At 54.4% G+C, this 11,372-nt stretch carries 12 protein-coding genes; 4 read left to right on the top strand and 8 right to left on the bottom strand.

Annotated elements, in window-relative coordinates:
- Window positions 1-29: 29 nt before the first annotated feature.
- The gene (locus BMI79_RS13085) at window positions 30-644 is read right to left on the bottom strand and encodes a LysE family translocator (RefSeq protein WP_076942574.1); all 615 of its coding nucleotides are present in this window, start codon (window positions 642-644) and stop codon (window positions 30-32) included.
- Window positions 645-771: 127 nt separating this feature from the next.
- Here BMI79_RS13085 and BMI79_RS13080 point away from each other — a divergent pair, with 127 nt between their 5' ends.
- From BMI79_RS13080 to folA, 3 genes are all read left to right on the top strand, one after another.
- Window positions 772-1,572 carry a threonine/serine exporter family protein gene (locus BMI79_RS13080; RefSeq protein WP_076942684.1) on the top strand — a complete coding sequence of 267 codons (801 nt, stop codon included), beginning with the start codon at window positions 772-774 and terminating at the stop codon, window positions 1,570-1,572.
- On the top strand, window positions 1,569-2,033 hold the full coding sequence (locus BMI79_RS13075; protein WP_076942573.1) for a threonine/serine exporter: 465 nt from the start codon (window positions 1,569-1,571) through the stop codon (window positions 2,031-2,033). The genes BMI79_RS13080 and BMI79_RS13075 overlap by 4 nt, the downstream gene beginning before the upstream one ends.
- 175 nt (window positions 2,034-2,208) lie before the next feature.
- Window positions 2,209-2,688 (top strand): type 3 dihydrofolate reductase, encoded by a 480-nt coding sequence (folA, locus tag BMI79_RS13070; protein WP_197091741.1) that lies wholly within the window; start codon window positions 2,209-2,211, stop codon window positions 2,686-2,688.
- 44 nt (window positions 2,689-2,732) lie between these two features.
- Here folA and apaH read toward each other — a convergent pair whose 3' ends face one another.
- From apaH to lptD, 6 genes are all read right to left on the bottom strand, one after another.
- Window positions 2,733-3,584, bottom strand: coding sequence for a bis(5'-nucleosyl)-tetraphosphatase (symmetrical) ApaH (gene apaH, locus BMI79_RS13065; RefSeq protein WP_076942571.1), 852 nt, complete (start codon window positions 3,582-3,584; stop codon window positions 2,733-2,735).
- Between the two features lies 1 nt (window position 3,585).
- On the bottom strand, window positions 3,586-3,963 hold the full coding sequence (gene apaG, locus BMI79_RS13060) for a Co2+/Mg2+ efflux protein ApaG (protein WP_076942570.1): 378 nt from the start codon (window positions 3,961-3,963) through the stop codon (window positions 3,586-3,588).
- Window positions 3,964-3,974: 11 nt separating this feature from the next.
- Window positions 3,975-4,784: a 16S rRNA (adenine(1518)-N(6)/adenine(1519)-N(6))-dimethyltransferase RsmA gene (gene rsmA, locus BMI79_RS13055; protein WP_076942569.1), complete on the bottom strand. Its 810-nt coding sequence runs from the start codon at window positions 4,782-4,784 to the stop codon at window positions 3,975-3,977.
- Window positions 4,777-5,769, bottom strand: a complete 993-nt coding sequence (gene pdxA / locus BMI79_RS13050) for a 4-hydroxythreonine-4-phosphate dehydrogenase PdxA (protein WP_076942683.1) — start codon at window positions 5,767-5,769, stop codon at window positions 4,777-4,779. The genes rsmA and pdxA overlap by 8 nt, the downstream gene beginning before the upstream one ends.
- Window positions 5,756-7,057, bottom strand: a complete 1,302-nt coding sequence (gene surA / locus BMI79_RS13045; protein WP_076942568.1) for a peptidylprolyl isomerase SurA — start codon at window positions 7,055-7,057, stop codon at window positions 5,756-5,758. Before surA ends, pdxA begins: the two co-directional genes overlap by 14 nt.
- Before the next feature lie 87 nt (window positions 7,058-7,144).
- Entirely contained in the window at window positions 7,145-9,508 is a 2,364-nt protein-coding gene (gene lptD, locus BMI79_RS13040) for an LPS assembly protein LptD (protein ID WP_076942567.1), read from the bottom strand.
- A gap of 226 nt (window positions 9,509-9,734) precedes the next feature.
- On the opposite strand from lptD, the gene djlA reads away from it, so the two are divergent.
- On the top strand, window positions 9,735-10,568 hold the full coding sequence (gene djlA, locus BMI79_RS13035; RefSeq protein WP_076942566.1) for a co-chaperone DjlA: 834 nt from the start codon (window positions 9,735-9,737) through the stop codon (window positions 10,566-10,568).
- Between the two features lie 60 nt (window positions 10,569-10,628).
- Here djlA and rluA read toward each other — a convergent pair whose 3' ends face one another.
- Entirely contained in the window at window positions 10,629-11,249 is a 621-nt protein-coding gene (gene rluA, locus BMI79_RS13030; protein WP_076942565.1) for a bifunctional tRNA pseudouridine(32) synthase/23S rRNA pseudouridine(746) synthase RluA, read from the bottom strand.
- Between the last annotated feature and the right edge of the window lie 123 nt (window positions 11,250-11,372).

Raw genomic sequence — 11,372 nt, 5'->3', positions numbered from 1 at the left:
GAAAGGGCTAAACATAAAACCCGCTGGTTTCAGCTCAGGGCGACTTTAATCCCCAGCGCAATCAGCATTCCACCTAATAATTTGTCGGCCACCTTTTGCGTTTTTGCCAGCCCACGCCGCACCGGTCCGCTCTGGATCAAAAACACCAACACTGGCCACCAGATGGCCGAGAGGCCGAAAATAATCCCTGCGTACCACAGCTTTTCGCCGATACCAGAATTGATTTGCAGTACTTGGGTGAACATCGCCAGGAAGAACAGCGTGGCTTTTGGGTTAAGCAGATTACACAAATAGCCCTGCACGAAGGCATTTTTCAAGCTGATCTGCTGCTGGGGTAGGTTACTGATATCGACCTTGCTACTCCCGTGCGCACGCAGTGCCTGAACCCCCACCCAGATCAGATACACCGCTCCGGCATATTTCAGCACATTGAACAGCCACGGCGTGGTGGTGATCACCACCGCCAGCCCGGCAACGCAGTAAGACATATGAGTGGCAACGCCACAAATCACACCGAGTGCGGTCATCATTGCGGCCAGCCGCGGATAACGGGCGGCATTTTTAATCACCAGAAAGAAATCTGGCCCGGGTGAAAGCATCCCCAAGGTGGCGATACTGGCAACGAATAATGAAGTTTCAAGCATGTTGCTGTCTCAAAGCGAAAGGTACAACAGTGGCGATAATAACGTGACTCCCCCTGATGCGCATCAACCTATTAAGGTAATCTTTGGTTATATGATGAGCATTCATTCAGGGGAGTGGTTGGGGACTATGAAGCAGGAATTAACCATTGAAATGCCGGGTGTACACCGGCAGCAACGTGAAATAACCCGCCTGTGTATTCAGTGCGCTTTGCTGCTGTTGCAGCATGGTGCAGAAAGCATGGTGGTGGAACAGCTATCAACTCGTCTCGGCCTGGCGCTTGGGATGGACAGTGTGGAAAGCTCGATTTCGGCCAATGCCGTGGTGTTGACCACCATCAGCAATGAGGCGTGCCTGACGACCACACGTAAGAATGTCGATCGCGGTATCAATATGCAGATTGTCACCGAGGTTCAGCACATTGTGATCCTCGCCGAGCACAGCCTGGCGGATGCTCAGGACGTGGCGCGGCGTTTTGACAAGATCCGCCCGCTGCGTTATCCGCGCGGGCTGGTGGTGTTGATGGTGGCCCTGTCGTGCGGCTGCTTCAGCGTGCTGAATGGCGGCGGGGCGGATGCTTTTGTCGTCACTTTCTTGGCCAGTGGGGTGGCGATGTTTGTGCGCCAGATGCTCACGGCTCGCCATATGAATCCGTTGATTAACTTTTGCCTGACGGCATTTGTTGCCACCTCGGTTTCCGGCCTGCTGCTGCGGCTACCGCTGTTCAGCCAGACGTCAAGCGTGGCGATGGCGGCCAGCGTTTTACTGCTGGTGCCGGGGTTCCCGTTGATTAATGCGGTAGCCGATATGTTCAAAGGCCATGTGAATACCGGGCTGGCTCGCTGGGCCATGGCCAGCCTGCTGACGCTGGCGACCTGTATTGGTGTGGTGATGGCTATGTCGTTGTGGGGTCTGCGGGGGTGGTCATGAGTCTGTTGTGGGCACTGGTACAGGATATGTTGCTGGCGGCGGTGCCAGCGCTAGGGTTTGCCATGGTGTTTAACGTGCCGGCTCGTGCCTTGCGTTATTGCGCTCTGCTGGGCGCGGTGGGCCATGGTTCGCGGATGCTGATGATGCATTTTGGCATGAATATCGAGTGGGCTTCCTTTCTGGCGGCCATTCTGATCGGCATTATCGGGATTCAGTGGTCCCGTTGGCTGTTGGCTCACCCGAAGGTTTTTACCGTTGCGGCGGTGATCCCAATGTTCCCCGGTATCTCCGCGTATACCGCGATGATCAGCGTGGTAGAGATTTCGCACCTGGGGTACAGCGAAGCATTGATGTCAGTGATGATATCCAACTTCCTCAAAGCCTGTTTTATCGTTGGTGCACTGTCGATCGGCCTGTCGGTGCCAGGTCTGTGGTTATATCGTAAACGCCCGGGAGTCTAGCTCCGGCATGATTTCAGGCCACAGGCTTTATTGTGGCTTGAAATCTCTCTTGAACATCAATTAACCCAATAAGAGCCGTCTTATATATTCATATTGCATGATTAGCCTATCGACGCTGGCAGGGGGTTTACGTATAGTGTGAGCAATTTTGCTGCCTACACAGGGTTAAACAATGATTATCAGCCTGATCGCTGCCTTGGCGGCGGATCGCGTCATCGGTATGGAAAACGCCATGCCGTGGCACCTGCCAGCGGATTTAGCGTGGTTCAAACGTAACACGTTGAATAAGCCGGTGATTATGGGTCGTAAGACCTTTGAGTCAATTGGTCGCCCACTGCCGGGCCGCCATAATATCGTTTTGAGCAGCCAACCTGGCACTGAAGAAGGGGTAACCTGGGTCAGTTCCCTTGATGAAGCGTTGGCGGCTGCCGGTCAGGTGGAAGAGGTAATGGTAATGGGGGGCGGCAGGGTTTATACCCAGTTTCTTTCTCGTGCCAACCGGCTGTATCTGACGCACATCGACGCCGAGGTGGAGGGCGATACGCACTTCCCGGATTATGAGCCTGATGAGTGGGAAACCTCGTTTAGCGAATTCCATGATGCTGATGCACTGAATTCTCACGGCTATTGCTTCGAGATCCTGGAGCGCCGTTAAGCCAGCCAGGCAACCATGGGCACCCTTGGGTGCCCATGGTTTTTTTAAGAGGCGGCTAGCGTATCCAGGCCGTCTATGACATCACGGCAGTTGGATGGTTGAACAAAGTATTTTTTGTCTTCCCAACGTAGCATCGTCAGATTTCCGCCCCAGCAGCAGCCGGTATCCAGGCCAATCACACCTTCCGGCGTGCCTTTGCCTTCCAATGAAGCCCAGTGGCCAAAAATAATGGTGTACTCAGGATCGACCAGGCGCGGCAGCTCAAACCAGGGTTTCAGCGGCGCAGGCGCACTGCCTGGCGCATCTTTGCAGATCATGTCTAGCTGGCCATTCGGGAAGCAGTAACGCATGCGCGTTAGAGCATTAGTGCTGAAACGCAGGCGTGCTAAGCCGCTCAGATCAGGGCTCCAGTTGTTCGGCATATCACCGTACATGGCATCCAGAAACAGCGGGTAGCTGTCACTGCTCAACACGGCTTCCACTTCACGCGCACAGAGCTGCGCGGTGTCGATATCCCACTGTGGGGTGATGCCGGCATGGCCCATGATCAGCTTGTGCTCATCATCCACCTGCAGCACCGGTTGGCGGCGCAGCCAGTTAACCAACTCGTCCCGATCGGGGGCTTCCAGTAACGGCGTGAGACGATCCTTAGGCTTGTTGCGGCTGATACCCGCATACACGGCCAGCAGATGCAGATCGTGATTGCCCAGCACCATACGCACTGCTGGCCCGAGTGAACGCACATAGCGCAAGACCTCGAGCGAAGCGGGGCCACGTGCGACCAGATCGCCCGTCAGCCACAGTTGATCGTGCAATGGATCGAAAGCCGCTTGTGCTAACAGCGCCTGCAGCTCATCGAGACAACCGTGAATATCGCCAATAAGATAAGTCGACATATTAGTGAATCAACGTTGGAATGGCTAAACGGAACACGGGAATGGCGGTGCGGAATGTCTGACCTTGATGATCAACCATCTCGTAGTGGCCTTCCATGGTACCCAGCGGCGTTTCAAGCACGGCACCGCTGGTATATTGATACTCGCTGCCGGGCCGGATAATCGGCTGTTCACCGATCACCCCTTCACCCTGAACTTCAGTCTGACGACCGTTACTGTTGGTAATCAGCCAGTAACGGCCCAGGAGTTGCACGTCGAAACGCCCCAGATTGCGGATGGTGATGGTATAGGCGAAGACGTAACGCTCTTCCTCAGGTATCGATTGTGATTCCACATAAATACTTTGTACCTGAATACATACACGAGGCGAATCGATCATGGTGATACTCCTTATTGCTGCAGCGCTGAAAGCCAGTTTGCCAACTTGCAGTATTGCGCTACAGAAATATTTTCAGCTCTGAGCGTCGGATCGACGCCGAGTTCCGTCAACTGTTCCGGGGTAAACAGATCGCCCAGGCTGTTGCGGATGGTTTTCCTGCGCTGGTTAAACGCCTGAGTCGTGATGCGGCTTAGCATGCGCACATCCCCCACCGGGTGTGGGATCACAAGGTGCGGCACCAGGCGGACCACGGCGGAATCGACTTTAGGTGGTGGAGCGAACGCGGTAGGCGGCACTTCCAGCACCGGAATAACGTTGCAGTAATACTGCGCCATCACGGTCAAACGCCCGTAAGCTTTGCTGTTCGGGCCGGCAACCAGGCGGTTTACCACTTCCTTTTGCAACATGAAATGCATGTCGCGAATAGCGGAAGTATAGCTGAAAAGGTGGAACATCAACGGCGTCGAGATGTTATACGGCAGGTTGCCGAACACGCGCAGCGACTGGCCCGCTTCTTCAGCCAGTTCGGCGAAGTTGACCGTCATGGCATCTTGCTGGTGGATGGTCAGTTTGTCTTTCAACTGCGGATGCGTGGCCAAGCGGGCGGCCAGATCGCGATCCAGCTCGATCACCGTCATGCGATCCATACGGGCACCAACCGGTTCGGTCAGTGCGCCCAGACCTGGGCCGATCTCAATAACCGCTTCACCCGGTTGAGGATGAATGGCCGAGACAATGCTATCGATGACAAACTGATCGGTTAAAAAGTTTTGTCCAAAGCGTTTGCGGGCAAAGTGCCCTTGGTGGACTCTATTATTCATTACAATTAATTATCATTTTAATGGCGAGATTTAAGGCCGTTTTGAAGCTGCCTGCATCGGCGGTGCCGGTGCCAGCCAATTCCAACGCGGTACCGTGGTCGACCGAGGTACGGATAAAAGGTAAACCGAGAGTGATGTTCACCGCCCGGCCAAACCCTTGGTATTTTAGCACCGGCAGGCCCTGATCGTGATACATCGCCAGCACGGCATCGGCATGTTGCAGATATTTCGGCTGGAACAGCGTGTCTGCTGGCAATGGGCCGACCAGGTTAATGCCGCGGCCGCGCAGGGTATCGAGAGCAGGGATGATCACATCCAGCTCTTCACGCCCCATATGGCCGCCTTCTCCGGCGTGCGGGTTCAGCCCGCAGACGTAGATCTGTGGTTGTTTGATGCCAAATTTGCTCTTCAGATCGCCGTCGAGGATGGTGATTACCTCAAACAGGCTCTGCTGCGTGATAGCACCCGGCACCGCTAACAGGGGCAGGTGCGTAGTGGCTAACGCAACGCGCAGTTCTTCGGTAGCCAGCATCATCACGACGCGATCGCAGTGGCTGCGATCGGCAAAGAATTCGGTATGGCCAATGAACGGGAGCCCGCCGTCGTTGATCACGCCTTTGTTGACCGGCCCGGTAATCAAGGCGGCAAATTCGCCGTTCAGGCTGCCGTCACAGGCACGGGCCAGGGTTTCCACCACGTAAGCGCTGTTGGCAACGTTCAGTTCGCCCGGCACCACGGCGGCGGCGACGTTAATAGGGAGGATCGTCAGCGTACCTGCGCGCTGCGGCTGTGCCGGTTGTTCCGGCTGATAGTCACGCAGCGCCAACGGCAGTTTCAGCAAGCGGGCACGCTCAAGCAGCAAGGCCGGATCGGCACACACCACCAGTTCAACAGGCCAATCCTGTTGCGCCAGCACTGCCACCAGATCCGGCCCAACCCCGGCTGGCTCGCCGGGGGTGATCACGATACGTTTATTGTTGTGCATTGCTTCCATTGAGGATCTTCACGTAAGCAGCAGCACGTTGTTCCTGCATCCAGGTTTGCGCTTCTTCAGCAAACTTGCGGTTAAACAACATGCGGTAAGCACGATCTTTCTGCGCCGCGTCGGTTTTATCCACTTGGCGAGTATCCAGCAACTGGATCAGGTGCCAACCAAAGGAGGAGTGCACCGGTTCGCTGAGCTCGCCTTTCTGCAGCTTCATCAATGCATCACGGAAGGCCGGATCGTACATGTCTGGAGACGCCCAGCCCAGATCGCCACCCTGCAGTGCAGAACCCGGATCCTGAGAAAGCTGTTTGGCTTCATCTTCAAACTTCGCCGTACCACTTTTGATGGCGGCAGCCACTTCCTGCAATTTTGCCCGCGCCTGATCGTCGGTCATGACCACCGACGGTTTCAGCAGAATATGGCGAGCGTGCACTTCGGTCACTGAAATGGACTGGTTCCCCCCGCGCATATCGTTTACTTTCAGAATATGGAAACCGACACCGGAACGGATCGGGCCAACGACCTCGCCTTTTTTGGCGTTGATCAGCCTTTCAGCGAACAGCGTAGGCAGTTCCTGCAGTTTGCCCCAGCCCATCTGGCCGCCTTTCAGCGCCTGGGAGTCGGCAGAGTAAGTGATCGCCAATTTACCGAAGTCTGCACCACCGTTGATTTCGCCCACCAGACGTTTTGCCATCGCTTCGGCTTCATCAACCTGTTTTTGCGACGGGTTTTCCGGCAGTGGAATCAGGATGTGGCTAAGGTTGACTTCGGTATCGCCACCGTTCTGCGCACCAACCTGCTTGGCCAGTGCATCCACTTCCTGAGGCAGGATGGTCACACGGCGGCGCACTTCGTTGTTGCGCACTTCTGAAATCAGCATTTCTTTGCGGATTTGCGCACGATAGGTGTTGTAGTTCAAGCCTTCAGCCGCCAGGCGGGTGCGCATTTGATCGAGGCTCATTTTGTTCTGAGCGGCGATATCGGTAATCGCTTTATCCACATCGGCATCAGAAGCGGTAATACCCATCTTCTGCGCCATCTGTAACAGGATGTTATCCATGATCAGTCGTTCGAGGATCTGGTGACGCAACGTGCTGTCGTCCGGTAATTGCTGGCCGGTCTGCTGTGCGTTAAGTTTCACCGATTGCATTAAACCGTTCACGTCGCTCTCAAGTACTACACCGTTATCGACGACGGCGGCGACTTTATCCACTTCTTGGGGTGCTGCGAACGCGGTATTGGCACAAACTACCAATCCGAGAAGAAGCGTTCTCCAGTTCTTCATACATTTCCCATTATGTAATCCGCAAATGCGGGTGAAAGTTATCATTTTTCAATGTGTTCAATATGCCCTTGTAACGACGAGCATACATCAGAATGCGCGCTGGTAAGGCAATATGCCGGAGCGCAGCATTTCCGTGGTGCCGAGGCTGTGATCGTTGCTTAGGCCACGCAGTTCAATGTTGAATGAAACTTTGTTGTCATATTTACTGGTCTGGTTTCCGGCATCCCAGTCGGTGATTTTCCGTTCGTATCCTAGGTTAACCGCCCAGCAGCAAGTGTTGTAACGCAAGCCCACCAACTGGTTCGCCGTCTGCTTCGCACGGGTATCATAGTAATATGCCCCCACGACGGCCCAGCGATCGGCAATTGGCCAGCTGGCGGTAGTTCCCAACTGCGAGATACCGTCCTGATAGCCTGGATTCTTAATACCTGGCAAAGTTGCCGCGATATATTCCGGGCTGGCATAGCGGTAATTCAACTGCACCATGCGATTTGCATCCTGACGGTATTCAATGACTGAATCCCCCAATGCAACGCTATTAAGGCGGGTGTCGTACTGCACACCGCCACGCAGGCCCCAGCGATCGTCAATCTTCCAATAGGTGTCACCAGCCCATACTACGCTGCCGGTATCATCACTGTTATCAAAGTTACTTCTTTTATCACCCGTCCGCGAGCGGCTGAGGTAATAAATTTGACCAACAGAAACGTTGAAACGTTCAACTAATGCATCATCATAAATGCGTGATGTGACCCCAGTTGCCAGACGATTCTGTGAAGCGATGCGATCCAACCCGCTGTAAGAACGATCGCGGAACAGACCGGAGTAGTCGGTTTGCAGCAGGGTTGAGTCATAGCTATAGATGTTGCTTTGATCGTGATAAGGGACATACAGATACTGCATGCGCGGCTCAATGGTCTGGGTATAGTCCTGCACCAGGTCCATGGGGCGTTCAAATACCACTTTACCGTCACTCTTGAACTGCGGAATGACGCGGTTGACCGAACCGTCGAGGTTTGGCGCCGCGTTGCCGGTACGGCCTGCATAATTCGCTGCAAAACCGTTAGGAATCTCCTGCTGGTAGTGCGTTGCCATCACTTTGGCTTCGGTATTCAGGCTACCCCAGCTGTTGGCCAACGGCAGATTGATGGCCGGTGCAACGTGCCAGCGGGTGGCTTCCGGGTTGTTCGGATTCACGCTGGTGAATTTGGCAACCTGGCCGTAAGTGTGCAAATCAAATGGACCAAGATCGGTTTTGTAATAGTTGAGATCCAACTGAGGCTGGGCACGGTAGGCATTTTGGTTGCCGACACCGCTGAAAATCTGGAACTGTTTTGATGCCAGCGTGGCATCCCAGTTTTCATTCGCATAGCCTACGCTGTATTTCTGTGTGGCATAGCCATCGGTGGTGGCACCGTATTTAGAATCCAAATCGGTGAAGTAATAGGGATCGCTAACCTTGGTGTAATCGATATTGAAACGCCACACCTTGTCCATCACGCCGCTATGGCCCCAGTAGAACAACCAGCGTTTGCTGTTGTCCATTGCGCCATGATCTTTCTCAAACTGGCGATCGCTTGGCAGCCAGTCTAATGCCAAGGTGCCCAGGCCCGGTTGCACCAGATAGCGAAATTCGTTCTGCCACTGCAGGCCACGCTGCGTCATATAACGTGGCGTAATGGTGGCATCAAAGTTTGGCGCAATGTTCCAGTAATACGGCAGCGTGAACTCGAAGCCGTTGTTACTGCCATATTTAGCGTTGGGGATCAGGAAACCCGAACGGCGCTTGCTGCCAACCGGCAGTTGCATATAGGGGCTGTAAAATACCGGTACACTGCCAATCTTGAAGCGGGCATTCCAGACTTCGGCCACTTCTTCTTCGCGATCGTGGATCACTTCAGAGCCAACGACGCTCCAACTGTTGTCCCCCGGCAGGCAGGAGGTGAAGGTGCCATTTTCCAAAATGGTGTAGCGGTTCTGGCCGCGCATCTTCATTTTTTCGGCATTGCCACGCCCCTGACGGCCCACCATCTGGTAGTCGCCTTTATACACATCGGTATCTTTGGTATTCAGGTTTGACCAGGCTTTCGGGCCTTTCAGTTTGATTTGGCTATCATCGTAATGCACATTTCCCGTGGCGGTCACGGTACGCACAGGATCAGGCTGCCCCGCCTTTTGCGTTTGGTTCATTTCAACCTGTTCCGCCGTCAGCGTGCTGTTACCCTGCGTGATATTGACGTTACCGCTAAACAGAGCACTGCCTGGGTAATGGGCGCGTGAATCATCGGCAAGGATGGTCACGGGAAGGCTGCTTGGGTCGCCATTGATGATGGGTTTATTGTAAGTAGGTACGCCGAGCATACATTGCTCGGCCAGATCAGCCAGCGCATGCTGACTGTAAAGTGCCGTCCAAATCAGAGTGGCCAGCAGTGTTGGGAAACTTTTTTTCATACGCGGTTTTGGTGTTCCGTCATCATAGGCATCATATCCGGCAAACGGTCAGAGACTATATCACTCATCAGCGTTGCGCTAGCGTTAAATCCTGCCGTTTGGTTACGCCGTTGTTAGGCGCAAAGATAAATGACGGGTATGATAATCCAAATCTTGTGAAAAATCGCCTTAACCCTGGTGTGAAACGGGGGAGATGTGCGGCTTGCGGTTGATAATTGAGGAGTCTATGCAGTATTGGGGCAAACTGCTCGGAGTGATTGTCGCCATTTGGTCTGGCGCGGGATTCTGGGGTGTAGTTTTGGGGCTGATTGTCGGCCATATGATCGATACTGCGCGTAATAACAAGCGCAGCCGAGGCTTTTTTGCCGACCAGCAAACGCGGCAGACGTTGTTCTTCCGCACCACTTTTCAGGTGATGGGCCACCTGACCAAATCGAAAGGGCGTGTTACCGAGGCAGATATTCAGATCGCCAGCCTGTTTATGGACCGTCTGCAGCTGCACGGCGAGGCACGTACTGCCGCGCAGCAGGCGTTCCGTGAAGGTAAGCAGAGCCAGTTTCCATTGCGCGAAACGCTGCAGCAGTTCCGCAGCATCTGCTTTGGGCGTTTCGATCTGATTCGGATGTTTCTGGAAATTCAGATCCAGGCGGCTTTTGCCGATGGCTCGCTGCATCCGAACGAACGACAGGTGCTGTATGTGATCGCCGAAGAACTGGGGATCTCACGCGCGCAGTTCGACCAATTCCTCAGCATGATGGAAGGTGGACGTCAGTTTGGCGGCGGTAGCTGGCAGGGGCAGCAAGGGGGCCATTCGCACGGGGGTTACCAGCAGGCGCAACGTGGCCCGACGCTGGAGGATGCCTGCAAGGTGCTGGGCGTCAGCAGCACAGACGATGCGGCTGTCATCAAGCGAGCCTACCGCAAACTGATGAGCGAACATCACCCGGATAAACTGGTGGCAAAAGGCTTGCCACCGGAAATGATGGAGATGGCCAAGCAGAAAGCGCAGGAGATTCAGGCAGCCTATGACCTGATCAAGCGTGAGAAAGGCTTCAAGTAAGTTATTCAGTAATAGTAATAGATAGAGGGGCCTGGTTAACCGGGCCCCTTTGTATTTACATCAGAAATCCGGTTCCGCACGAAAATGCAGTGGGATCTGGGATAGCGGATGGGTAATGCGTAACTCTTGCGCGTGTAACTGAAGGCGCGATGCCATCGCTTTGGCTGCCGGGTGTGCGTAAAAACCGTCACCCAGGATCGGGTGCCCCAGCGCCAGCATATGAACACGCAACTGGTGCGAACGCCCGGTGATCGGCTTCAGCAGGACTCGCGTGCTGCCATCGGCATCACGGGAAAGCACCTGATATTCCGTTTGCGCTGCTTTACCGGTTTCAAAACACACCTTTTGCAGCGGCCGGTTTGGCCAGTCACAAATCAGCGGTAAATCCACCAGCCCCTCATCATGTTCCATATGCCCCCACACGCGGGCGATATAAGATTTCTGCGGTTCGCGCTCGCGAAACTGGCGCTTCAACTCGCGCTCGGCGGCTTTGTTCAGGGCGACTACAATCACTCCACTGGTAGCCATATCCAAACGATGCACCGACTCAGCGCTGGGGAAGTCGGCCTGGATGCGCGTCATCACGCTGTCTTTGTTTTCCGGCGCACGCCCAGGAACGGAAAGCAGTCCGCTGGGTTTATTGACCACGATGATGTGCTCATCCTGATAAATTACGATCATAGGTACCTATTAGAGCTAACGCTATCGAGCGTGAATTATTGCGGGTGAGTATAACAGGAGTTGTCGGTGTGGCGGAGAAACGGGTGCAGACGGTGACTTAATGGATGTTGCAACTATGTTGCA

Source organism: Serratia oryzae, from assembly GCF_001976145.1.
Lineage (GTDB): Bacteria > Pseudomonadota > Gammaproteobacteria > Enterobacterales > Enterobacteriaceae > Chania > Chania oryzae.
The sequence above is the reverse complement of the archived record's forward strand: the minus strand, read 5'-3'. Positions and strand labels throughout refer to the sequence as shown.

Excerpts from the sequence above, each read along its gene's own strand:
- apaG (WP_076942570.1), bottom strand. The coding sequence starts at position 3,963 with ATGATCGATTCGCCTCGTGTATGTATTCAGGTACAAAGTATTTATGTG.
- apaH (WP_076942571.1), bottom strand. The coding sequence starts at position 3,584 with ATGTCGACTTATCTTATTGGCGATATTCACGGTTGTCTCGATGAGCTG.
- pdxA (WP_076942683.1), bottom strand. The coding sequence starts at position 5,769 with ATGCACAACAATAAACGTATCGTGATCACCCCCGGCGAGCCAGCCGGG.
- rsmA (WP_076942569.1), bottom strand. The coding sequence starts at position 4,784 with ATGAATAATAGAGTCCACCAAGGGCACTTTGCCCGCAAACGCTTTGGA.
- BMI79_RS13080 (WP_076942684.1), top strand. The coding sequence starts at position 772 with ATGAAGCAGGAATTAACCATTGAAATGCCGGGTGTACACCGGCAGCAA.
- surA (WP_076942568.1), bottom strand. The coding sequence starts at position 7,057 with ATGAAGAACTGGAGAACGCTTCTTCTCGGATTGGTAGTTTGTGCCAAT.
- BMI79_RS13075 (WP_076942573.1), top strand. The coding sequence starts at position 1,569 with ATGAGTCTGTTGTGGGCACTGGTACAGGATATGTTGCTGGCGGCGGTG.
- djlA (WP_076942566.1), top strand. The coding sequence starts at position 9,735 with ATGCAGTATTGGGGCAAACTGCTCGGAGTGATTGTCGCCATTTGGTCT.
- rluA (WP_076942565.1), bottom strand. The coding sequence starts at position 11,249 with ATGATCGTAATTTATCAGGATGAGCACATCATCGTGGTCAATAAACCC.
- lptD (WP_076942567.1), bottom strand. The coding sequence starts at position 9,508 with ATGAAAAAAAGTTTCCCAACACTGCTGGCCACTCTGATTTGGACGGCA.
- BMI79_RS13085 (WP_076942574.1), bottom strand. The coding sequence starts at position 644 with ATGCTTGAAACTTCATTATTCGTTGCCAGTATCGCCACCTTGGGGATG.